Annotated in this window: 20 protein-coding genes and 1 riboswitch; of the genes, 12 read left to right on the top strand and 8 right to left on the bottom strand. The window is 73.3% G+C overall.

What is annotated here, in order from left to right; translation table 11 throughout:
- The first annotated feature begins 53 nt into the window (after positions 1-53).
- From ACFF45_RS09485 to ACFF45_RS09470, 4 genes are all read left to right on the top strand, one after another.
- Complete coding sequence (locus ACFF45_RS09485) at positions 54-1,418, top strand: sensor histidine kinase AbrC2 (protein WP_381344536.1); 1,365 nt, start codon at positions 54-56, stop codon at positions 1,416-1,418.
- A 325-nt stretch (positions 1,419-1,743) separates the two neighbouring features.
- Complete coding sequence (abrC3, locus tag ACFF45_RS09480; protein WP_512701183.1) at positions 1,744-2,403, top strand: response regulator AbrC3; 660 nt, start codon at positions 1,744-1,746, stop codon at positions 2,401-2,403.
- Between the two features lie 157 nt (positions 2,404-2,560).
- Positions 2,561-4,489 (top strand): 2-oxoacid:acceptor oxidoreductase subunit alpha, encoded by a 1,929-nt coding sequence (locus ACFF45_RS09475; protein WP_381344533.1) that lies wholly within the window; start codon positions 2,561-2,563, stop codon positions 4,487-4,489.
- Positions 4,482-5,561 (top strand): 2-oxoacid:ferredoxin oxidoreductase subunit beta, encoded by a 1,080-nt coding sequence (locus tag ACFF45_RS09470; RefSeq protein ID WP_381344531.1) that lies wholly within the window; start codon positions 4,482-4,484, stop codon positions 5,559-5,561. Before ACFF45_RS09475 ends, ACFF45_RS09470 begins: the two co-directional genes overlap by 8 nt.
- Positions 5,562-5,594: 33 nt before the next feature.
- Here ACFF45_RS09470 and ACFF45_RS09465 read toward each other — a convergent pair whose 3' ends face one another.
- Positions 5,595-5,975 (bottom strand): winged helix-turn-helix transcriptional regulator, encoded by a 381-nt coding sequence (locus ACFF45_RS09465; protein ID WP_381344528.1) that lies wholly within the window; start codon positions 5,973-5,975, stop codon positions 5,595-5,597.
- A 135-nt stretch (positions 5,976-6,110) separates the two neighbouring features.
- Between ACFF45_RS09465 and ACFF45_RS09460 the strand changes: the two genes are divergently transcribed.
- From ACFF45_RS09460 to ACFF45_RS09450, 3 genes are all read left to right on the top strand, one after another.
- Positions 6,111-6,965 carry an SDR family oxidoreductase gene (locus ACFF45_RS09460; RefSeq protein ID WP_381344525.1) on the top strand — a complete coding sequence of 285 codons (855 nt, stop codon included), beginning with the start codon at positions 6,111-6,113 and terminating at the stop codon, positions 6,963-6,965.
- A gap of 92 nt (positions 6,966-7,057) precedes the next feature.
- Entirely contained in the window at positions 7,058-8,092 is a 1,035-nt protein-coding gene (gene rarD / locus ACFF45_RS09455; protein WP_381344522.1) for an EamA family transporter RarD, read from the top strand.
- A gap of 91 nt (positions 8,093-8,183) precedes the next feature.
- Positions 8,184-8,651, top strand: coding sequence for a VOC family protein (locus ACFF45_RS09450; RefSeq protein WP_381344519.1), 468 nt, complete (start codon positions 8,184-8,186; stop codon positions 8,649-8,651).
- A gap of 70 nt (positions 8,652-8,721) precedes the next feature.
- Here the strand turns inward: ACFF45_RS09450 and ACFF45_RS09445 are convergent, their stop codons facing one another.
- Positions 8,722-9,840: a tetratricopeptide repeat protein gene (locus tag ACFF45_RS09445; protein WP_381344516.1), complete on the bottom strand. Its 1,119-nt coding sequence runs from the start codon at positions 9,838-9,840 to the stop codon at positions 8,722-8,724.
- A gap of 194 nt (positions 9,841-10,034) precedes the next feature.
- On the opposite strand from ACFF45_RS09445, the gene ACFF45_RS09440 reads away from it, so the two are divergent.
- Both ACFF45_RS09440 and ACFF45_RS09435 read left to right on the top strand, forming a co-directional pair.
- Positions 10,035-10,538 (top strand): DUF6668 family protein, encoded by a 504-nt coding sequence (locus ACFF45_RS09440; RefSeq protein WP_381344513.1) that lies wholly within the window; start codon positions 10,035-10,037, stop codon positions 10,536-10,538.
- Between the two features lie 108 nt (positions 10,539-10,646).
- Positions 10,647-11,249, top strand: coding sequence for a flavodoxin family protein (locus tag ACFF45_RS09435; protein ID WP_381344510.1), 603 nt, complete (start codon positions 10,647-10,649; stop codon positions 11,247-11,249).
- Here the strand turns inward: ACFF45_RS09435 and ACFF45_RS09430 are convergent.
- The 4 genes from ACFF45_RS09430 to ACFF45_RS09415 form a co-directional block, all read right to left on the bottom strand.
- Positions 11,239-12,114, bottom strand: coding sequence for an ABC transporter permease (locus ACFF45_RS09430; protein ID WP_381344507.1), 876 nt, complete (start codon positions 12,112-12,114; stop codon positions 11,239-11,241). The genes ACFF45_RS09435 and ACFF45_RS09430 overlap by 11 nt on opposite strands.
- The gene (locus tag ACFF45_RS09425) at positions 12,101-13,075 is read right to left on the bottom strand and encodes an ATP-binding cassette domain-containing protein (protein ID WP_381344504.1); all 975 of its coding nucleotides are present in this window, start codon (positions 13,073-13,075) and stop codon (positions 12,101-12,103) included. Before ACFF45_RS09425 ends, ACFF45_RS09430 begins: the two co-directional genes overlap by 14 nt.
- A gap of 89 nt (positions 13,076-13,164) precedes the next feature.
- A complete protein-coding gene (locus ACFF45_RS09420; RefSeq protein WP_381344502.1) occupies positions 13,165-14,385 on the bottom strand; it encodes a LolA family protein in 1,221 nt (406 codons plus the stop codon).
- 356 nt (positions 14,386-14,741) lie between these two features.
- Entirely contained in the window at positions 14,742-15,752 is a 1,011-nt protein-coding gene (locus ACFF45_RS09415; protein WP_381344499.1) for a polyprenyl synthetase family protein, read from the bottom strand.
- 866 nt (positions 15,753-16,618) lie between these two features.
- Positions 16,619-16,797: riboswitch (cyclic di-AMP (ydaO/yuaA leader) on the top strand.
- Positions 16,798-16,802: 5 nt separating this feature from the next.
- Between ACFF45_RS09415 and ACFF45_RS09410 the strand changes: the two genes are divergently transcribed.
- Positions 16,803-17,282: a transglycosylase SLT domain-containing protein gene (locus tag ACFF45_RS09410; protein WP_381344496.1), complete on the top strand. Its 480-nt coding sequence runs from the start codon at positions 16,803-16,805 to the stop codon at positions 17,280-17,282.
- Here the strand turns inward: ACFF45_RS09410 and ACFF45_RS09405 are convergent.
- Positions 17,246-18,217, bottom strand: coding sequence for an HAD family hydrolase (locus ACFF45_RS09405; RefSeq protein WP_381344493.1), 972 nt, complete (start codon positions 18,215-18,217; stop codon positions 17,246-17,248). The genes ACFF45_RS09410 and ACFF45_RS09405 overlap by 37 nt on opposite strands.
- A 255-nt stretch (positions 18,218-18,472) precedes the next feature.
- Between ACFF45_RS09405 and fahA the strand changes: the two genes are divergently transcribed.
- Together fahA and ACFF45_RS09395 are read left to right on the top strand one after the other, a co-directional pair.
- Positions 18,473-19,711, top strand: coding sequence for a fumarylacetoacetase (gene fahA, locus ACFF45_RS09400; protein ID WP_381344490.1), 1,239 nt, complete (start codon positions 18,473-18,475; stop codon positions 19,709-19,711).
- A 190-nt stretch (positions 19,712-19,901) separates the two neighbouring features.
- Positions 19,902-20,840, top strand: coding sequence for a M56 family metallopeptidase (locus ACFF45_RS09395; protein ID WP_381344487.1), 939 nt, complete (start codon positions 19,902-19,904; stop codon positions 20,838-20,840).
- A 31-nt stretch (positions 20,841-20,871) separates the two neighbouring features.
- Here the strand turns inward: ACFF45_RS09395 and recQ are convergent, their stop codons facing one another.
- Entirely contained in the window at positions 20,872-22,866 is a 1,995-nt protein-coding gene (recQ, locus tag ACFF45_RS09390) for a DNA helicase RecQ (RefSeq protein ID WP_381344485.1), read from the bottom strand.
- Between the last annotated feature and the right edge of the window lie 92 nt (positions 22,867-22,958).

The following is a 22,958-nucleotide window of genomic DNA, read 5'->3' as shown; positions in this document are numbered from 1 at the left end:
GCGGCGCGCCGACGCACGAGCACAGCGGACCGAGGAGAACGGGGACCAGACCCATGGCCACGGAGTACGGGCACAGCCACGGACACCGGAGCGGACCGTCCGGCCGGGGCGTGGAGGGGGACGCCGGGCGGCGGTTCCGGCTGCCCGCCGGGCTGCGCGCCCCGATCGAGGGCCGCACCTGGCGGGAGTTCGCCCATGTGCTGCTCGGCCTGCCGATCAGCGTGCTGATGTTCACGTACGCCGTGACGACGGTCTCGCTCGGCGTGGGCCTGCTGGTGACGTTCCTCGGCGTACCGGTGCTGGCGGCGGGGCTGGCCGGCTGCCGGGGCCTCGGCGCGCTGGAGCGGGCGCGGGCGCGCGGGCTGCTCGGCCTGGACGTGGCCGACCCGGAGCCGCTGCGGGTGCGCCGGAGCGGCCCGATGGCGTGGATGGGCGCGGTCCTCAGGAGCGGCACGTCCTGGCGGCACCTGCTGTACGCGGTGCTGCACCTCCCGTGGGCCGTCCTCTCCTTCGCCGTCGCGGTGACCTTCTGGGTGTACGGCTGGGCGCTGCTGACGTACCCGGTCTGGTTCTGGCTCTTCCCGGCGTACGGCGGGCAGGACGGGTTGCAGCTGTACGGCGACGAGACGCGCCGGGTCTACCTCGACAACCCGTTCGAGATCACGGTGACGGCGCTGGTGGGGCTGTTGTTCACGCTGGCCACGCCGTGGATCGTGCGGGCCCTGACGCTGGTGGACCGGCTGCTGGTGCACGGGCTGCTGGGGCCGTCGCGGCTGGCGACGCGGGTGGTGGAGCTGGAGTCGGACCGGGGCGTGGTGGTCGACACGGCGGCGGCGGACCTGCGGCGGATCGAGCGCGACCTGCACGACGGGGCGCAGGCCCGCCTGGTGGCGCTGGCGATGGACCTGGGGCTGGCCAAGGAGAAGCTCGCGGAGGATCCGCAGGCGGCGGCCCGGATGGTGGACGAGGCGCACGGCGAGGTGAAGACGGCGCTGCAGGAGCTGCGGGACCTGGCGCGCGGCATCCATCCGGCGGTCCTCACCGACCGCGGCCTGGACGCCGCCCTCTCCGCGGTCGCCTCGCGCTGCACGGTACCGGTGCGGGTGGACGTGGACCTGGCGTCGCGTCCGGCGCCGGCGATCGAGGGCATCGCGTACTTCACGGTGTCCGAGCTGCTGCAGAACGTCAGCAAGCACGCGCGGGCGTCCACGGCGACGGTGGACGTCTGGCGGTCGGAGGACCGGCTGATGCTGCAGGTCGTGGACGACGGGGCGGGCGGTGCCGAGGCCGGCGCGGCCGGCAGCTCGGGGCTGGCGGGGCTCGCCGAACGGCTGGACGCGGTGGACGGCATCCTGGTGGTCGACTCCCCGGTGGGCGGCCCCACCCGCGTCACCGCGGAACTGCCCTGGCGCGGATGAACGCCCGCCCCCGCGCCCCCGGGTCTCCGGCACCCAGGTGCCCCCGCACTCCGCCATCCCCGCGCTCCGACGACCCCACCACCCCCGCGAAGAACTCGGACACCCCGCCCCGCCGGACCCCGGCACTCCGGTGTCCCCGCACCCCGGCGCTCCCGCACTCCCACGCCCCCGCGCCCTGCGCCCCGGCACGCCAACCGCCCGGCGTCCCCACGCCCCCAAGCCCCGCCCGCCCCGACCCGCCCCCTTCCGTGCCCGAAACCTGGAATGCTTGACGGGTCATCTGGGCAGAGCCGACCAACGGGGGCCGAGGATCGTGGAGGACAGGGTGCGGGTGGTCATCGCCGAGGACTCGGTGCTGCTCAGAGAGGGCCTGACCCGGCTCCTCACCGACCGCGGGCACGAGGTCGTCGCCGGAGTGGGCGACGCGGAGGCGCTGATCAAGACCGTGACCGAGCTGGACGCCGAGGGCGCCCCGCCGGACGTCGTGGTCGCCGACGTGCGCATGCCGCCGACGCATACGGACGAGGGCGTCAGGGCCGCGGTCCGGTTGCGCAGGGCGCACCCGGGACTCGGCGTGCTGGTGCTGTCGCAGTACGTGGAGGAGCGCTACGCCACCGAACTGCTGGCCGGCTCCAGCCGCGGGGTCGGATACCTGCTCAAGGACCGCGTGGCCGAGGTGCGGGAGTTCGTGGACGCGGTGGTGCGGGTGGCCCGGGGCGGTACGGCCCTCGACCCGGAGGTCGTGGCGCAGCTGCTCGGGCGCAGCCGCAAGCAGGACGTGCTCGCGGGGCTCACGCCGCGCGAGCGGGAGGTGCTGGGGCTGATGGCCGAGGGGCGGACCAACTCCGCGGTCGCCAAGCAGCTGGTGGTGAGCGACGGCGCGGTCGAGAAGCACGTCAGCAACATCTTCCTCAAGCTGGGGCTGTCCCCGAGCGAGGGGGACCACCGCCGGGTCCTCGCCGTCCTGACGTACCTCAATTCGTGAGCGGCCCGGCCCGTGCGGACCGCGCGCGGTCCGGGTCACGGGCGGTTCTCATCATGCGAATGGCCGAGGGAAGGCGAGCCGCGCAGTCGTAGGGTTGATCCTGGGAGGACCCTGTGGGGTCGGGTCCCGACAGCCGCCTCGAAGGAGGTCCAGTTCAGTGACGAGCCAGGTCAGTGGCCCAGCGGAGCAGGCCGACGGAGCCGTCGTGGGAGAGCAGCGCAAAGCGGCCGGCGTCAAGGACGTCCGCCGTCTCGACCGAGTGATCATCAGGTTCGCGGGGGACTCGGGTGACGGTATGCAGCTCACCGGTGACCGCTTCACCTCGGAGACCGCGTCCTTCGGCAACGACCTGTCGACGTTGCCGAACTTCCCCGCCGAGATCCGGGCGCCCGCCGGCACGCTGCCGGGTGTCTCGTCGTTCCAGCTGCACTTCGCCGACCACGACATCCTCACCCCGGGCGACGCCCCCAACGTCCTCGTCGCCATGAATCCGGCGGCGCTCAAGGCGAACGCGGGCGATCTGCCGCGGGGGGCGGAGATCATCGTCAACACCGACGAGTTCACCAAACGGGCGATGCAGAAGGTCGGCTACGCGACGAACCCGCTGGAGGACGGTTCGCTCGACGGCTACCACCTGCATCCGGTGCCGCTCACCACCCTCACCGTGGAGGCACTCAAGGAGTTCGACCTCACGCGCAAGGAGGCCGAGCGCAGCAAGAACATGTTCGCGCTGGGTCTGCTGTCGTGGATGTACCACCGGCCGACCGAGGGCACGGAGAAGTTCCTGCGGTCGAAGTTCGCCAGGAAGCCGGACATCGCGGCGGCGAACATCGCCGCGTTCCGGGCCGGCTGGAACTTCGGCGAGACGACGGAGGACTTCGCCGTCTCCTACGAGGTCGCGCCGGCGGCGAAGGCGTTCCCGGTCGGCACGTACCGGAACATCTCCGGGAACCTCGCCCTGGCGTACGGCCTGATCGCGGCCGGCCGGCAGGCGGACCTGCCGCTGTTCCTCGGGTCGTACCCGATCACCCCGGCCTCGGACATCCTGCACGAGCTGAGCAGACACAAGAACTTCGGCGTGCGCACCTTCCAGGCCGAGGACGAGATCGCGGGCATCGGCGCCGCGCTGGGCGCCGCCTTCGGCGGCGCGCTCGCGGTGACCACGACCTCCGGCCCGGGCGTGGCGCTCAAGAGCGAGACGATCGGGCTGGCCGTGTCGCTGGAGCTGCCGCTGCTGGTGGTCGACATCCAGCGCGGCGGCCCCTCGACCGGTCTGCCCACCAAGACCGAGCAGGCCGATCTGCTCCAGGCGATGTACGGGCGCAACGGCGAGGCACCAGTACCGGTGGTCGCGCCGCGCACGCCGGCCGACTGCTTCGACGCGGCCCTGGAGGCGGCGCGGATCGCGCTGACGTACCGCACCCCGGTCTTCCTGCTCTCCGACGGCTACCTGGCCAACGGCAGCGAGCCGTGGCGGATCCCGGAGCCGGACGAGCTGCCGGACCTGAGCGTGCAGTTCGCGCGGGGGCCGAACCACACCCTGCCGGACGGCACCGAGACCTTCTGGCCGTACAAGCGCGACCCGCAGACGCTCGCCCGCCCCTGGGCGGTCCCGGGCACCCCGGGCCTGGAACACCGGATCGGCGGCATCGAGAAGCAGGACGGCACGGGCAACATCTCCTACGACCCGGCCAACCACGACCTGATGGTCCGCACCCGGCAGGCGAAGGTCGACGGCATCGACGTCCCGGACGTGGAGGTCGACGACCCGGCCGGCGCGAAGGTGCTGGTGCTGGGCTGGGGGTCGACGTACGGGCCGATCACCGCGGCGGTGCGGCGGCTGCGCACCTCCGGGCATCCGGTCGCGCAGGCGCACCTGCGCCACGTCAACCCGTTCCCGCGGAATCTCGGCGCGGTGCTCGCACGTTACGCGAAGGTGGTGATCCCCGAGATGAACCTCGGTCAGCTCGCCACGCTGATCCGGGCGAAGTACCTGGTGGACGCCCACTCGTACAACCAGGTCAACGGCATGCCGTTCAAGGCCGAGCAACTGGCCGCGGCGCTGAAGGAGGCCATCGATGGCTGAGACGTCCACGGAAGGCACCGGCACGATCGAAGCGCTCTCCCTGGTGCCCCGGGCCGGGGGCCGGCAGTCCATGAAGGACTTCAAGTCCGACCAGGAGGTGCGCTGGTGCCCCGGCTGCGGTGACTACGCGATCCTCGCCGCGGTGCAGGGCTTCATGCCCGAGCTGGGTCTGGCGCGGGAGAACATCGTCTTCGTCTCGGGCATCGGCTGCTCCTCCCGCTTCCCGTACTACATGAACACCTACGGGATGCACTCCATCCACGGCCGCGCCCCCGCCATCGCCACCGGCCTGGCCACCTCCCGGCGCGACCTGAGCGTGTGGGTCGTCACCGGCGACGGCGACGCGCTGTCCATCGGGGGCAACCACCTCATCCACGCCCTGCGCCGCAACGTCAACCTCAAGATCCTGCTGTTCAACAACCGGATCTACGGCCTGACCAAGGGCCAGTACTCCCCCACCTCCGAGGTCGGCAAGATCACCAAGTCGACCCCGATGGGCTCGCTGGACGCCCCGTTCAACCCGGTGTCCCTGGCCCTGGGCGCGGAGGCCTCGTTCGTCGCGCGGACGGTCGACTCCGACCGCAAACACCTCACGGAGGTCCTGCGGGCGGCGGCCGCCCACCCCGGCACCGCGCTCATCGAGATCTACCAGAACTGCAACATCTTCAACGACGGCGCCTTCGACGCCCTCAAGGACAAGCAGCGGGCCGAGGAGGCGGTGATCCGCCTGGAGCACGGGCAGCCGATCCGCTTCGGGCCGGAGGGCCGGCGCGGGGTGGTCCGCGATCCGCGCACCGGCGACCTCCGGGTCGTCACGGTGACGCCGGAGAACGAGGAGCAGGTGCTCGTCCACGACGCCCGCGCCGACTCCCCGACCACCGCGTTCGCGCTCAGCAGGCTCGCCGACCCCGACACCCTGCACCACACCCCGATCGGCGTCTTCCGCGCCGTGGACCGCCCGGTCTACGACACGCAGATGGCCGGCCAGCTCGACGCCGCCGTCGAGCAGAACGGCAAGGGCGACCTCGCCGCGCTGCTCGCGGGCGGCGACACCTGGACGGTCGTCGGCTGAGCGGCCTCACGTGCACACGGCAGGCCCGGGCCCTCAGGCCCGGGCCTCGTCGTATGCCGTGCGGGCCCGTTCCACGTCCGCCATCCGCCGCTGCGTCCACAGCGACAGCGACCGCACCTGCTCCGCGGCCTCGCGGCCGAGGCCGGTGAGGGAGTAGTCGACGCGCGGCGGGATCACGGGCCGGGCGTCGCGGTGCACGAGCCCGTCCCGCTCCAGGGTCTGCAGCGTCTGGGTGAGCATCTTCTCGCTGACCTGCCGGACCTCGCCGATCGCCCGGCGCAGCTCGCTGAACCGGTACGGGCGCTCCAGGAGCCGGATCAGCACCAGGACCCCCCAGCGGCTGGTGACGTGCTCCAGGACCAGCCGGTACGGGCACATCGCCTCGTCCGCGGACCTTCTCGCGCTCTCCTTCATGCCGGCACCTTACTTCAAAGTGGGTACTGTCGAATAGTTAGTGCACCTCCTAGGGTGAGTGGGGAACGCAGACAGCAGCGCATCAGCGCGCCCGCGCACCGCACGGGCGCCGCGTCAGCACGGAGGAGCACCACCATGAGCATCGTCGTCACCGGAGCAACCGGACACCTCGGCCGCCATGTCGTCGAGCAGCTGCTGGAGAAGGTCCCGGCCGACCGGATCACCGCGGTCGTCCGCGACGCCGCGAAGGCCGCCGGCCTCGCGGACCGGGGGGTGCGGATCGCGGTCGCCGACTACGACACGCCCGCGACGTTCGACGGCCTGTTCGCGGCCGGCGACAAGGTGCTGCTCATCTCCGGCAACGAGGTCGGCAAGAACCGGGTGGACCAGCACCGGGTGGTGATCGACGCGGCCCGGGCGGCCGGCGTCGCGCTGCTCGCCTACACCAGCGCGCCCGGCAGCCTCACGGCCGCGCTCGTCGACGACCACCGCGCCACCGAGGCCGTGATCCTGGAGTCGGGCGTGCCGCACGTCCTGCTGCGCAACGGCTGGTACCACGAGAACTACACCGAGAACCTGGCTGCGGTGCTGGAGCACGGCGCGGTCGTGGCCGCGGCCGGTGACGGCCGCGTCGCCTCCGCCTCGCGCGCCGACTACGCGGCCGCCGCCGTCGCCGTGCTCACCGGCGAGGGGCACGAGAACAAGACCTACGAGCTGAGCGGCGACCAGGCGTGGAGCCTCGCGGAGTACGCCGCCGAGCTCAGCCGGCAGACCGGCCGGCAGATCGCGTACACCCCGGTCTCCGTCGAGGCCTACCAGGAGATCCTGACCGGCGCCGGCCTGCCCGGGCCGCTCGCCGCGTCCCTGGCCAGTGCGGACGCGAGCATCGAGAAGGGCGAGCTGGCCGTGTGCACCGGTGACCTCTCCCGTCTGACCGGGCGCCCGACGACCCCGCTCGCCGAGGCCGTCGCCGCCGCCCTCAAGGACTGACCGCTGTCCCGGAATCCCCGCCTGTCATGACCGTATGGCGATACGGCCATGACAGGCGGGGGTGTGGGGCGTTACCTTCGTGCGGGCGGGCGATGCACGAAGGAGGAGCCGTGACCGGCAAGCCGAGGGGCGAGCGCCACAGAGGACTGGTGAACGGCTTCGCGGCCTACGGCATGTGGGGGCTCGTCCCCCTGTTCTGGCCGCTGCTGAAGCCCGCCGGCCCGGTCGAGATCCTCGCCCACCGGATGGCGTGGTCGCTCGTCTTCGTCGTCGGCGCGCTGCTCGTCGTACGGCGCTGGAGCTGGGCCGGGGAGCTGCTGCGCCGCCCCCGCCGGCTCGGGCTCGTCACGCTGGCCGCGGCCGTCATCACGGTCAACTGGGGCATCTACATCTGGGCCGTGAACAGCGGACAGGTCCTCGAGGCCTCGCTCGGCTACTTCATCAATCCGCTGGTCACCATCGCGATCGGCGTGCTGCTGCTGAAGGAGCGGCTGCGGCCCGTGCAGTGGGCGGCGGTCGGGGTCGGCTTCGCGGCCGTGCTGGTGCTCACCGTCGGCCACGGCCGCCCGCCGTGGGTCTCCCTGGCCCTCGCCTTCTCCTTCGCGCTCTACGGCCTGGTGAAGAAGAAGGTCAACCTCAGCGGCCTGGAGTCGCTGGCCGCCGAGACGGCGATCCAGTTCCTGCCCGCGGCCGGCTACCTGCTGTGGCTTTCGGCCGACGGCGGCTCCACCTTCACGGCCGAGGGCCCCGGGCACGCGGCGCTGCTCGCCGCCACCGGCATCGTGACCGCGCTGCCGCTGGTCTGCTTCGGCGCGGCCGCGATCCGCGTGCCCCTGTCGACGCTGGGACTGCTGCAGTACCTGGCCCCGGTCTTCCAGTTCCTGCTCGGCGTCCTGTACTTCCATGAGGCCATGCCGCCGGAGCGCTGGGCCGGGTTCGCGCTGGTCTGGCTGGCGCTGACGCTGCTGACCTGGGACGCGCTGCGCACCGCCCGCCGGGCGGCCCGCACGCTGCGGGCCGGGCGGAGGGTGCCGGCCGCCGCCGTCGCGAGCGGCGGGGTCAGCGCCGTGCGCACCGCGGGCGGCGTGCCCGGCGGGCCCGACCCGGTCGTCGACGCCAAGCCGTAGCCGGCGGTCGGGCGTCCCGGACGCTCGGCACGGGCCGGCGCTTTCGACGACGCTCACGCGCGGAACCACGGCGACTGGTACGACTGGTCCCATGAGCGAGAAGGCATCCACACCCGTGCACTGGAAGCTCGTCGTCGACGCCGCCGACCCGCACGCCCAGGCCGACTTCTGGGCCGCCGCACTGGGGTACGAGACCGAGGACAACAGCGCCCTGATCGAACGGCTGCTCACGCTCGGCGCGCTCCCGGCCGCCGCCACCGTGGACTTCCACGGCCGCCCGGCCTTCCGGGACCTGGTCGCCGTACGGCATCCGGACGATCCGTACGAGGAGGAGAGCGGCACCGGACTGGGGCGGCGGGTGCTGTTCAAGCGCGTGCCGGAGCCCAAGGCCGGCAAGAACCGGCTGCACCTCGACCTGCACCCCGCCGGGGGGCGGCGGGCGGACGAGGTGGAGCGGCTGCGCGGACTCGGGGCGAGCGTGCTGCGGGAGGTCGCGGAGCCCGGCGGGGAATGGGTGGTGATGGCCGACCCGGAGGGGAACGAGTTCTGCGTCCACTAGGGACACGGGTGCGGGGCGGACGGTGTGCGCAACGTCCGGGTGCGGCGCGGACGGGTGCGGCGCGGGACGCTCAGGTGCCGGGTGTTCCGCCCGCCCGCCGGGTGAGGCGGTCCATGCGGGCGCGGGCCGAGGCGAGTTCCTCGGCGTCGTCGGCCGCCGGACCGGCCTGCGCGGCCAGCTCGCTCCACAGGGCGATCAGCTCGTGCCCCAGCTCCAGGCCGAGCGCCGGGTCGCGCACGGCCCGCCAGGCCGTCGCCGCGCTCTGCACCGTGCCGTAGGCGCTCTCCGCGTCGTGCCCGCGGTGGTGGACGCGGGCCGCGCCCACGGAGAGCCGGAAGGCGCGGACCGGGTCGGCCGCCAGGTAGGCGACATAGGCGGTGAGTTCGATCAGCCGGAGCAGTTCGGGGTGGTCCGCGGGAAGGGTGGCCGACGCCTCGGCCAGGGCCTGCTCCGCGAGGGCGGCCGCGGTGCCGATCCGCCCCGCCTGCACGGCTTCGCCGATACGGGCCGTGGGCCCGGCGAGCAGGACGGGGGCGGGGCTCGGGGCGTCCGCGGGCGCCAGGATGGCCTCGGCGACCGCGTCGAAGCCGCGGGGCGGGGTGGGCTTCGGGTCCGGGTCCGCCTCCGGTGCCGGCTCCGGCTCCGGTTCGGGGGTGGACGGCGGTTTCGGGTGCCACCGCGCGTCCATCACCGGCGGCGGCCCGAACTCGCCCAGCGGCTGCGGCTCGTCGACCGCCCCCGGCCGGAACGCCGGCGTGGACCGCGCCCCGGGCTCCGGCGACGTGCGCAGCACATGCGTCGCGCTGTCCCGCCCGGCCGGCGCGGGGTCCGCGGGGGCGGGCGGCGAGGGGGGCGGCGGCACGGGAACGGCCTCCGGTGCCGAGTCCGTGCGCACGGGCTCGGACGTGAAGCAACTCGACCCGTCCGGGTGAACCTGGAGCGGTACGACGTACCCGATCCGCTCGTCGTGGACCGTGGCGAGGACGGGCCGGCCGGTGGCGAGGGCGATGCGGTGGAGATGGTTCAGCACCGTCCGCTGGAGCTCCTCGCCGGGCACGGGCCCGACCGGGACTCCGCCGATCGAGGCGCCACCGGCCCCCTGTTCCGGCCCGGGCACGCGGACGTCGATCACCGCGCCCGCGGTCCGGTGCTGCTGTTCCCGCTTCTTGTCGCGGCCTGCTCGACCCATCGGTTCCCTCACTCGCCCGGCGTCCACGCCTCGGCGGACCCTACTGCCGAGTCTCACCGCTTCCGCACGATCCACGCGTCACCGAGGCGTCACAGCCTCGTCCCAACACCCGGCACCCCCGTGCCGTGGCGCTCCGCCGTCACGCGAAGATCGGAAGACGGCGAACGCCGGGGCGACGGCGGAGAGGAGCGGGCATGCGGACGGACGCACCACGGGGACCGGAGGTCTGGATCCGCGGACCGGTGGCCGCGGCACCGGCACCGCGGCCCGCCCCCGCTTCCCCCAGCACCGTCCGGCGCTTCTCCTGGGTCGGCACGCACGGCGGTTCGGGCGCCTCCACGCTCGCCGCGGTGTACGGCGGTCAGGACTGCGGGCGCGACTGGCCCGGCCCCGCCGACCCCCCGTCGGTGCTGCTCGTCGCCCGCACCCACGCGACCGGGCTGGCCCGCGTCGTCCACGCCCTGAAGGTGTTCCGGCGCGGGCAGGTCCCGGCCGGGCTCGACCTGGACGCCGTCGTGCTGGTCGCGGACGCGCCGGGACGGCTGCCGCGGCCGCTCGCCCAGCAGGTCCGGCGCATCGAGTCGGTCATCGACGTGTACCGGGTGCCGTGGGTGCCCGCCTGGCGGCTGGGCGAGCTGGGCGGACGCCCGCCGCGCGAGACGCAGGACCTGATCCGGCTGACCTCGACGGTGCGCTGAGCCTGCCCCTGGGGCATCGGGCACTGGACTCCACGTACATGTATCTGCATACACTGCACATGCATCAAACGACCGTAGGCGCGCATCCGGAATCCACTGGGGGACACCATGACCCGACGCTTCCTGTTCGTCCTGGGCAGCAGCCGCAGCGACGGCAACACCGAACTGCTGGCCCGCGCGGCCGCCGAGCAGCTCCCCGCCGACGTCGAGCAGCGGTGGATCGGCCTCGCCGCGCACCCGCTGCCCGACTTCGAGGACCTCCGGCACGACAGCGACCACGTCCGCCCCACCGAGGGCGACGTCGCCCTGCTGCTCGACGCCACGCTGGCCGCGACGGACATCGTGATCGCCTCCCCGCTCTACTGGTACTCGGTCTCCGCCCACGCCAAGCGCTACCTCGACTACTGGTCGGGCTGGCTGCGCACGCCCGGCCTGGACTTCCGGAAGACGCTGGCCGGCCGCACCCTGTGGGGCGTCACCGCGCTCGCGGACGAGGAGACCGAGGTCGCCGACCCGCTGATCGGCACCCTCAACAACTCGGCCGCGTACCTGGGGATGCGCTTCGGCGGGGTCCTGCTGGGCAACGGCAGCAAGCCCGGCGACGTACTGAAGGACGCCGAGGCCCTGACCCGCGCCAAGACGTTCTTCGCGCGGGAGGCACCGCTCGCCCGGTTCCCCTACGAGACCGCTGACCCGGCCGCTACGAGGTGATGTCCTTCGTCGTGAACCGCGCCCACGCCGCCGAGCCGAACACGACCGCGTAGAGGGCCTGCAGGCCGAGGTTGCGTCGCAGGCCGTCCCAGTAGACCGGCTCGCGCATCAGGTCGGCGAAGGACAGCCAGTGGTGGGAGAAGAGGTAGGGCTGTATCGCGTGCAGTTGTGGTATCTGGTCGAGGATCTGCACGGTGATCAGCAGCCCCACGGTCGTCGCCATCGCCGCGACACCGCTGTTGGTCAGCGTCGAGACGAACAGGCCGAGCGCCGCGACGCCGGTCAGTGAGGCGGCGACCACCAGGGCGATCAGCAGGGCTCTGGCCAGGCCCTCGGCGAAGCCGATGCGGGTGCCGGAGATGGTCGTCAGGTCGCCCAGCGGGAACAGCAGCGCCCCGACGGCCAGCGCCGAGACGGCGACGACCAGGGTGGCCGCCAGGCAGAAGGCCATGGTGGTCGCGTACTTGGTGAGCAGCAGACGGGTACGGCCGGCCGGGGCGACCAGGAGGTAGCGCAGGGTCCCGGCGTTCGCCTCGCCGGCTATCGCGTCGCCCGCGACCACGCCGACGGCCATCGGCAGGAAGAACGGCAGGGTCGCGGCGAGGGCGGTGAAGACCAGGAACAGCCCGTTGTTGGTGATCTGCGTGATGAACGCCGGGCCCGCGCCGCCACCGCCGTCCGCGACGGACGAGCCGTCGCCGGTCTCGATCCGCACGGCGACGCCGACCAGGACGGGGACGGCGGCCAGCACGCCGAGCAGCGCCAGGGTGCGCCAGCGCCGGAAGGTGGCGACCAGCTCGCCGCGCAGCAGACCGAAGGTCCACAGCGGGCCGGGACGGGCCTCCACGACCTCAGCCCGCGACATCGAAGCCCTCCCCGGTCAGCGCCACGAACGCGTCCTCCAGGGACGCCCGTTCCACCCCGAAGCCGCGGACGCGCACGCCCGCCGCCACCAACGCGGCGGTCAGCTCCGCGAGTTCCCCCTCCGGGGGCTCCCCGGCGACCCGGTCCTCGGTCACGGTCACGTCGCCGACCCCGCGTTCCTTCAGCACCCGGGCCGCGTCACCGGTGTCCGGCGTGGTCACCACCAGCCGGCCCCGCGTCCGCGCCGCCAGGTCCGCCACCGCGCCCTGGGCGATCAGCCGGCCCCGCGCCATCACCGCCGCGTGCGTGCAGACCTGCTCGATCTCGTCCAGGAGGTGGGAGGAGAGGAACACGGTCGTGCCGTCGGAGGCCAGCTCCCGGACCAGGGCGCGGATCTCCCGCATGCCCTGCGGGTCCAGCCCGTTGGTCGGCTCGTCGAGGACGAGCAGCCGGCGCGGCCGGAGCAACGCGGCCGCCAGGCCGAGCCGCTGTTTCATGCCGAGCGAGTACGCCCTGGCCTTCTTGCCCGCCGCCGCCGCCAGCCCCACCCGGTCCAGCGCCGCCGCGACCCGGGCCCGCCGGGTGCGGGGGTCGGCGGACGGGTCGGCGGAGTCGTACCGCAGGAGGTTGTCCCGGCCGGTGAGGAAGCCGTACAGGGCCGGGCCCTCGATGAGGGCGCCCACGTGCGGGAGCACGGCGCGGGTGGCCCGGGGCATGGGGTGGCCCAGCACCCGTGCCGTGCCCGACGTGGGCTCGATCAGGCCCATCAGCATGCGGATGGTGGTGGTCTTGCCGGAGCCGTTCGGGCCGAGGAAGCCGAAGACGCTGCCCGCGGGCACGGTCAGGTCCAGGCCGTCGACGGCGAGCTGTCCGCCGCGGTAGCGCTTGGTCAGCGCGCGGGTGTGGATGACGCCCTCACCCTCGGCGTGCCCCAGCACTCCCGTGGCGGACGGCTCGTCCATGCGCTCCCCCGATGCGTCGTACGCGTACCGGACTCACCCCCGGCGCCGGACCCGGGCCCACCGCCCGGAGCCGGCGCCCCTCATCCCACTCACTGCCCCGAGTCGGCCGCCTTCACCAGCGCGTCCTTGGTGACGGCGCCGACGTAGACCGTGCCGTCGTCCGTGATCAGCGCGTTGACCAGGCGGGTCGTGAAGACCGTGCCCGAGCCGAACGTGCCGTTCACCTCGTCGCCCAGGGAGCCCAGGAAGCCGCCCAGGGCGCCCGCGTCGCCCATGCCGCCGCGCTCGGCCCCGGAGGGCGTGCCCTCGGCGCCGGAGTCGAGGACGGCGACGGAGGTCCAGCCCTCACCGATGACGTTCAGCCCCTCCAGGCCCTCGGCGACGTCCTTCTCCTCGGGCCTGAGCGAGTGCTCCGGCGCCTCCGCGCTGCCCTCCTCGGTCACCTTCGCGCCCTGCGGCGGGGTGAAGTCGAAGGTCGACGCGGCCGGCTTGGCGAAGCTGACCTGCGTGAAGCCCGCGTCCACCACGGCGGCCCCGCCGCTCGCCGGGGTGAGGGTGAACTTCAGCGGCAGGCCGGTCGCGGCGTCCACCGCCACGCTGATCGCACCCACCGTGGAACCCGGCTGCTTCGGCTCGACGAGCAGCTTGTAGGCGTCGCGGCCGGCGACCTGCGCGGTGCCGTCGACGGTCACCGACGTGGTGTCGTCGACCGCCTTCAGCGCCTCCTCGGTGAGCTCGCGCGGCGTGGCCGGGGCCGTCGTCTCCTCGCGCTGCCCGGCGCCCTCGGCGGCGGTGCCGTGGTAGACCTCGTTGGACGCGCTGTCGTAGCCCCAGACGTCCTTGCCGTTGCGGATCAGGCTGTACTCGGCGGCGTCCTCCAGCAGCGACACCTTCTGCCGGTCGGGGCCGTCGGCGGCGACACGCAGGGTGTGCGTGCCGGAGGCCAGCTCGGTGAGCTTGGCCGACGGGTCGGCGGCGGAGCCCTCGCCGCCGGACGCGGCCGCCCCGGACATCAGGTCGGTCTCCAGGCCGCCCAGGTCGGGCAGCCCCAGATCGGTGCTGATCCTCACCGTGCCGGACAGCTGCTGCGCGTCCGACGCGGCGATCTTCTCGATGAGTTCCTGCGCGCTGATCTTCGGCAGGTCGGGGCTGCCGGAGTCGGCCATCGCCGGGACGAGCCCGATGGTGCCCGCCGCCACCCCCAGGACCGCCGCCGGGACGACGTACCGTGCGGCCTTGCGCCGCCGTGCCGCGCGCAGTTCGTCCGCGCCCGCCACGGCCGTGGTGTCGTCGGATTCGTACGGTGCCATCTGTGCCCTACCTCCGTCGTCGGCGGCGGCTGTCTCGTCACGTCCCCGCATGGGTCCACCCCGAGCCGCCATTCTCACCCGGATCGGTGAGGAGTGGTGTGTTCCGTGGTCTCCATATGACCAAATCGGACGGCGACAAGCGTCAGACCGGGGTGCCAACTCCGCGTACTGCTGCGGTATGACACGACGGGACGGCGGCCGCCCTCGACCCGTAGGGGTTCGGCCGGCCCGCAGCGGTTCCCCCGGCCGAGGGGCCGGGGGAACCGCTGGGCTGGAGAACGGCCGGGGGTCCGGAGAACCGCTGGGGGTCGGGGGCGCCGGCCCGGTCCTTCACCCGCGCGGGACGGCCGGTACGGCTAACCGGCCCGGTGCACCACGGCGTCGCACAGCTCGGTGAGCGCGGCCTTGACGTCGCACTCGGGCAGCGGGGCGAGCGCCGCCCGCGCCTCCTCCGCGAACCGCACGGTGTCCCGCCGCGCCTGCTCCAGCGCCGGGTGCGCCCGCAGCGCGGCCAGCGCCTGCGCGTGCCGCGCGTCGTCGGTCAGGTCGGAGGCGAGCAGCTCGCACAGCGCCACGTCCTCGGCCAGCCCCAGCCGGGCCGCCCGCTCCCGCAGCCGCAGCACGGGCATCGTCGGGATGCCCTCGCGCAGGTCGGTCCCCGGGGTCTTGCCGGACTCGTGGGAGTCGGAGGCGATGTCCAGCACGTCGTCCGCGAGCTGGAAGGCGACGCCCAGCCGCTCCCCGTACTGGGTGAGTACGTCCACCACCGACTCGTCGGCCCCGGACATCAGGGCGCCGAACCGGCACGAGACCGCCACCAGCGATCCGGTCTTGCCGGCGAGCACGTCGAGGTAGTGATCGACCGGGTCCCGGCCGTCCGAGGGGCCCGCGGTCTCCAGGATCTGCCCGGTCACCAGCCGTTCGAACGCCTCGGCCTGCACCCGCACCGCCTCGGGCCCGAGGTCGGCCAGGATGTGCGAGGCGCGGGCGAACAGGAAGTCGCCCGTGAGGACCGCGACGGAATTGCCCCAGCGGACGTTCGCGCTCGGCACGCCGCGCCGTACCGTGGCCTCGTCCATCACGTCGTCGTGGTACAGCGTCGCGAGGTGGGTCAGCTCCACGACCACGGCGGAGGGCACGATGCCGGGCGCGTAGGGATCGCCGAACCGGGCGGCGAGCATCACGAGCAGCGGCCGGAACCGCTTCCCGCCGGCCCGCACCAGGTGCTGCGCGGCCTCCGTGATGAACGGGACCTCGCTCTTGGTGGCCTCGAGCAGCCCTTCCTCGACAGCCGCCAATCCGGCCTGGACATCGGCTTCCAGAGCCTGGTCCCGCACGCTCAGCCCGAACGGCCCGACGACGGTCACGTGGGGTCTCCTGTCTGCTGGTGTCTACTGGCGATTACGTGGAATGTCGATAGGTCGCTGCCTTCACTCAAGTCAGCGTATCCGGTCATGTTTCGATCACCGAGGCCGCCCACCGTTACACCTCGGGCGGTATGGGATCACAGCGGGTATGTTTTTTGATCGGTTGATATGAGTGATATGAGCAATTATTTCCTGACTTAGTCAGAACGGGCGACCCTTGCCGCGTATCGCCCCCCACCGCGGCCGGCGGCCCACCCGCTCCGCCGCCCGTCCGCCGAAGCCGCCCCCCTGAGTCATGCTCATGCCCATTCATACGCCCTCCCCCCGCGAGACGACTCACGAGGACCTCCGCATCCCGCCGCCCGGCGGCGCGCGGCCGTACGCGCACGCGTGACCCCCGATCACCGGCGGGTCCGTCCGGCCCGGAGCCGCCCGCGGGCGACCGCGGCCGCCACGGTCCGCGCCGCGGGCGACCGCTACGACAACGACGCGCACCACCGGGGAGGTTCCGCCCCCGCCGCCGGCCCGCTCGCGGCGGCGGCCGGACGCCGGCCTCCACCTGCCACCCGCCCACGGGCCGCCGGTTGAGCAGGACTTGGGCTCATTGCCCGATTTGCCGCTCTTCTGCATGTACGTGACTTGGCTCACGCGGGCACCTTCACGCGGGCCTCGCACGCGTCCGGCGATCCACCTTTGCACACGGTCGAGTTGACCGTTGCCGACCGAAAAGGATCAAGCACGGCAAACAGGTCTTTCGAAGATCAAAACGCGCAATAAGCGAATCGACCACTTGTTCCGGACATGTGCTCTCGCATACGTTCCCGGCCTGTCGGGCGGAACGCCGAATCCTGCCGCCGCCCGCACCCCTTCATGACGAACTCACTCACCGCACGGCAGGAGCGGGGGAACCAGGTAGGCCGCCGGTCCGGACGTCGTACCCCACGACACCCGGAGCGGCTCGGGGTCAAGTCGCACCCGCACAGTGCGACCGGGCACCTCCCCGCCCGAACCCGACAGCTCACCTCGCAGGCGCCGGAGAGGACATCCCCCATGCCTGCAAACGGTCAGCCCCGCCGCTCCCGTATCGCCCGCAAGCTCGCCGTCGCCGGAACCGGCGTGGCCGTGCTCGCGCTCCCGCTGATCGGGGCCACCGGCGCCTCCGCAGCCACCCCCGCGGCCGTCCCCGCCGCGGCCACCGCGACGACGTACCCGAACAACCTCGACGGCTGGATCCGCGAGTCGCTCGCCATCATGGCGCAGCACGGCATCCCGGGGACCTACGACGGCATCTACCGCAACATCATGCGCGAGTCGTCCGGCAACCCGTACGCCATCAACAACTGGGACTCCAACGCCGCCGCCGGCACCCCGTCGAAGGGGCTGCTCCAGGTCATCGACCCGACCTTCGCGGCGTACCACGTGCCCGGCACGGTGTACGACCCCTACAACCCGGTCTCGAACATCACCGCCGCCTGCAACTACGCGGCCGACCGCTACGGCTCGATCGACAACGTCTTCGGCCCGTACTGAGCCTCGCCGCCGGGGGCGGCCCCGGCGTACGGGACCGCGCACCGCGCCGCGTAGCGGGCTTCGCGGCCGGCGTCGGAGCGGTCCCCGTGGCCGGCCCCGGCCAGCAGACGTTCGAGGACGGCGGCGACGCCGTCGTCCTCGTTCGACAGGGTGATCTCGTCGGCCACCGCCCTGAGTTCGGGATGGGCGTTGGCCATGGCGACACCGCGCGCCGCCCAGTCGAACATCGGGATGTCGTTGGGCATGTCCCCGAAGGCGATGGTCCGTTCCGGGCTCAGGCCCAGATGCCGGGCGGCCAGCGCCAGTCCCGTCGCCTTGGTGACGCCGCACGGCTGGAGCTCGACCGTGCCCGGCCCCGACATGGTGACGGTGGCCAGCGAACCGACCACCGAGCGGGCCACCGCCGCCAACGCGTCGTCGGACAGCGCCGGATGGCGCAGCAGCACCTTGCTGATCGGCGCGCACCACAGGTCGTCGCGGCGGTCGATGCGCACCGCGGGCAGCGTGGGGTGCGGCATCAGGTACCCCGGCTCGATGAGCGTCAGCCCGTCGACGCCGTCCTGGTCGACGGCCGCGTACACCCGGCCGGCCTCGGCCTCGATCTTGCCCAGAGCGGTCTCGGCGAGCTCCCGGTCCAGCGTGACGGACCACAGCAGACGGTCCGCGCCGGCGTCGTACAACTGCGCGCCCTGCCCGCACACCGCGAGCCCCCCACCACCGAGGAGCTCCAGCAGCGGCCGCACCCTCGGTGCCGGCCGTCCGGTCACCACCAGATGCCGGGCACCGGCCGCCGAGATCCGCGCGAGCGCGGCGAGCGACCGGTCGGAGACCGTGTCGTCGCCGCGGAGCAGCGTGCCGTCCAGGTCGGTGGCGATGAGGGCGTACTCGGTGCGCGCGTACGCGGTGCGCGCGGCATATGCGATGGGTGCGGCCATGATCAGAGAATACGGACCCCGCGCCCCTCGCCGTTCGCCCTCAACTACCGTCCTGCTGTCCGCTTTTCACCCCCACGGGGCGCCACCGGCCGCCCGCTCCGTGACCGTGGTGCCGAACGGGAGGACGCGCGCCAGGCCGCTGTCCGGGCATAACGGACCTTCCCCACAGGTGAGGCACTGCCCACGAGGGGGACCACCGCCGTAACGTGATCCGCGACCGCATGGACCGCACGTACGAAAGTGAGGCAGCACCCCATGCCCCTCTTCGATGTCCCCGAGGACGACCTCTTCGGTCCGCACAACCTTCCGTACGGCGTCTTCTCACCCGCCGGATCCGCGGAACGGACGGTGGGTGTCCGCCTCGGCGACCACGTCCTGGACGCCGGCGCGGCCGCGCTGGCGCTCGGTTCCCCGTACGCCGAGCTGCTGGCCCGTCCGTCCCTCAACCCGCTGCTCGCCGCGGGCCGCACCGCCTGGTCGGACGTCCGGCGGGCGCTCACCGCCTGGGTCACCGTGCCGTCCCACCGCGAGACCCTCGCGCCCCTGGTGCACCCCCTCGACTCGGTCACCCTGCACCTTCCTTTCGAGGTCGCGGACTACGTCGACTTCTACGCGTCCGAGAACCACGCCCGGAACGTCGGCCGGATCTTCCGCCCCGACGCAGCCGACTCCCTCACCCCCAACTGGAAGCACCTGCCGATCGGTTACCACGGACGCTCCGGCACGGTCGTCGTCTCCGGAACGGACGTCGTGCGCCCCGGCGGCCAGCGCACGGCCCCGGCCGGTGCCGCCCCGGTCTTCGGCCCGTCCGCCCGGCTGGACATCGAGGCCGAGGTCGGCTTCGTGGTCGGCGTCCCGTCGGCGATGGGCACGCCCGTGCCGCTGTCCGGCTTCCGCGACCACGTCTTCGGGCTGTGCCTCCTCAACGACTGGTCCGCCCGCGACATCCAGGCCTGGGAGTACGTCCCCCTCGGCCCGTTCCTCGGCAAGTCCTTCGCCACCTCGGTGTCGGCCTGGATCACCCCGCTGGACGCCCTGGACGAGGCACGGGTGGCCCCGCCCGGGCGGACGCACCCCCTGCTGCCGTACCTGGACGACGCCGACGAGGAGCCCGGCGGCTACGACCTGCGCATCTCCGTGGCCCTCAACGGCCATGTCGTCTCCGAACCCCCCTTCTCCACCATGTACTGGACCGCCGCCCAGCAACTGGCCCACATGACCGTCAACGGCGCCTCCCTGCGCACCGGTGACCTCTACGGCTCGGGCACGGTCAGCGGCCCGGCCGAGCACCAGCGCGGCTCCCTTCTGGAACTGACCTGGAACGGCCGGGACGCCCTCGAACTCCCCGACGGCAAGCGGACCTACCTGGAGGACGGCGACGTCGTGACGATGACGGCGTGGGCCCCGGGAGCGGGCGGCGTGCGCGTGGGGCTCGGCGAGGTCACGGGGCGGGTGGTGGCGGAGCGGGTCGACGCGGAGCGGCTCCAGGACTGAGCGCGGCGGCTGCCTTCGGCGTCACGTCCGTTCCTTCCCAACCGCTGACTCACACCGCCCGTCGCCGTCATACTGGGTGACGGGCGGTGCGCTTGCCGTGCTCCACGCGGCCTTCGGGCGCACCGCAGCCGCCCGCACAGCCGACCGCCCCCAGCCGCCTCTCTTCCGACCAGGAACCGGAGCCCGTGGCATGACCGTCTGCCTGCTCCTGCTGAGCGTTCTCGCGGTGACGGCCGCCGTCCCCGTCCCGCGCACGCTGACCCGGGCCGCGTGGCCCGAGCGGGAACCGGTGGTCGCGCTGTGGGTGTGGCAGTGCCTGGTCGCCACCGTCCTGCTGTGCTGTCTGACGGCTCTCGCCCTGGGCGCCGCCGCCGTCTTCGGCACGGTCCGCGCCCAGTTGTTCGCCCCGGCCCCGCCGGCCGTGACCGCGGCGTACGACCTGTCCACCGCCCCGCCCTGGGCGGCCGTCCTCACCGTGCTGCTGGCCTGCGGCGCGGCCTGGACGACCACGATGCTCGCCCGCGAGCTGGTCGAGGCGCGCCGCCGCCGCGCCCTGGCCCGCGCGCACCTGCGGGAGCGCGCCCCCGACCTGCCGGCCGGCCTGCCCGCCGCCCGCGGCCCGCTGCTGGTCCTGGAGGACGAGTACCCCGACGCCTGGTGGATGCCGGGCAGCCCGCCGCAGCTGATCGTCACCACCGGGGCGCTGCACCGGCTCACCGGTCACCAGCTCGACGCGGTCCTCACCCATGAGCGCGGCCACGCCCGCGCCCGCCACGACTGGCTGCTGCACCTGTCCTCGGCACTGGCCACCGGCTTCCCGCGCATCCCCCTCTTCGCCCACTTCTGCGACCAGACCCACCGCCTGGTCGAACTCGCCGCCGACGACACGGCCTCCCGCCGCTGCGGCCACCTGACCACGGCCCTGGCCCTGATCGAGCTGAACCAGCACCGGGGCGTGCTGTCCTGCGCCTCCAGCCGCCGCCTGCTGGGCGAACGCGTGGACCGCCTCCTGGAGCCCCCCGCCCGGCTCGGCCGCAGACACCGGGCCCTGACCACGACGGCGGCGGCCCTGGTGCCGTTGCTGCCCCTGCTGATCACGTTCGCCCCCGGCCTGACGGCACTGTCTTAGGGGAAGCCGACGCGGCCGCGCACCGGGCCGGCTACATCCAGTCGTCCGGCTCCGGCTCCGGCTCGGCGTCCGGCTCGGGCCGGTCGGGCGCGCCCGGGTCCGCGGCGGGGCTCGGCGCCGGTACCGCCGAGCCGGGCGGGCCGCCCAGGGCGGCCAGAACCGCCAGCACGCCCTCCCCGTACGTCGCCAGCTTCTTCTCGCCGACCCCGCCGAGGCCACCGAGCTCGGCGACCGACCGGGGCCACACCGTGGCGATCTCGCGCAGGGTGGCGTCGTGGAAGATGACGTACGCCGGGACGCCCTGCTCGCGGGCCTGCTCGGCGCGCCAGGCGCGCAGTGCCTCGAAGGCGGGCAGCAGTTCCTGGGGCAGCTCGGCGGCCGCGGCCTTCGGCCTGCGCTCGGCCCGGCCGGCGGGGGACGAACCCGACCGCGAGGCCACCGGCTTCTTGGGCTCCTTGCGCAGCGGCACCTCCCGCTCCCGCCGCAGCACCGCGCCGCTGGCCTCGGTCAGCACCAGCGTGCCGTACTCCCCCTCGACCGCGAGGAGTCCCTGCGCCAGCAACTGCCGTATCACGCCCCGCCATTCACCCTCGGTGAGGTCCTGGCCGATGCCGAACACGGAGAGCTGGTCGTGGTCGAACTGGATCACCTTGGCGGTGCGCTTGCCCAGCAGGATGTCGACGATCTGCACCGCACCGAACTTCTGCCCCCGCTCCCGCTGCAACCGCACCACCGTCGACAGCGCCTTCTGCGCAGCGATGGTGCCGTCCCAGGTCTCCGGCGGCGTCAGACAGGTGTCGCAGTTGCCGCAGCCGGCCGCCGCGTCCGGGTCCTGGCCGAAGTAGGCGAGCAGCTGGCCCCGGCGGCACTGGGCGGTCTCGCACAGCGCGAGCATCGCGTCCAGGTGGGCGGCGGCCCGGCGCCGGAACGCCTCGTCGCCCTCGCCCGACTGGATCAGCTTGCGCTGCTGGATGACGTCGTTGAGGCCGTACGCCATCCAGGCCGTCGACGGCAGGCCGTCCCGTCCGGCACGGCCGGTCTCCTGGTAGTACCCCTCCACCGACTTCGGCAGGTCCAGGTGGGCCACGAACCGCACGTCCGGCTTGTCGATGCCCATCCCGAAGGCGATCGTCGCGACGACCACCAGGCCGTCCTCCCGCAGAAACCGGGACTGGTGCGCCGCGCGCGTGCCCGCGTCCAGACCCGCGTGGTACGGCACGGCCTCGACGCCGTTCCGGGTCAGGAATTCGGCCGTCGACTCCACCGACTTGCGCGACAGGCAGTACACGATCCCGGCGTCACCCGCGTGCTCCTCGCGCAGGAAGCCCAGCAGCTGCTTCTTGGGGTCAGCCTTCGGCACGATCCGGTACTGGATGTTGGGCCGGTCGAAGCTCGCCACGAAGTGCCGGGCCGCCGGCATGTTCAGCCGCTCGGTGATCTCCTGGTGGGTGGCCCGTGTGGCGGTCGCCGTGAGCGCGATCCGCGGCACGTCGGGCCAGCGCTCACCGAGGAGCGACAGCGTCAGGTAGTCGGGGCGGAAGTCGTGCCCCCACTGGGACACGCAGTGCGCCTCGTCGATCGCGAAGACGGAGATCTTCCCGCGCGACAGCAGATCCAGCGTGGCGTCGAGCCGCAGCCGCTCCGGCGCCAGATACAGCAGGTCCAGCTCGCCGGCGAGGAACTCCGCCTCCACCACGCGCCGCTCGTCGAAGTCCTGCGTGGAGTTGACGAACCCGGCGCGCACGCCCAGCGCCCGCAGCGCGTCCACCTGGTCCTGCATCAGCGCGATCAGGGGCGAGACGACGATGCCCGTACCGGGCCTGACCAGGGCCGGGATCTGGTAGCAGAGCGACTTGCCGCCACCGGTCGGCATGAGTACGACGGCGTCGCCACCGGCCACCACATGCTCGATGACCGCTTCCTGCTCCCCCCGGAAGGCCTCGTACCCGAAGACCCTGTGGAGCGCAGCGAGCGCCTCACTGTCCGCCACCGCCGTCATGCCACCTACCCCGCCTGTCCCGCCCATCGCCGTGCCCCCGTACGTCGCATCTCGACCACTGCGTCCACGATAGGCGCCCGCACCGACAGCGCAGGAGTTATCCACAGGCTTACCCCGTC

The organism is Streptomyces cinereospinus (assembly GCF_042430725.1).
GTDB lineage: Bacteria > Actinomycetota > Actinomycetes > Streptomycetales > Streptomycetaceae > Streptomyces > Streptomyces cinereospinus.
Note: the sequence above shows the minus strand (reverse complement) of the source record. Positions and strands in the feature narration are given on the sequence as shown.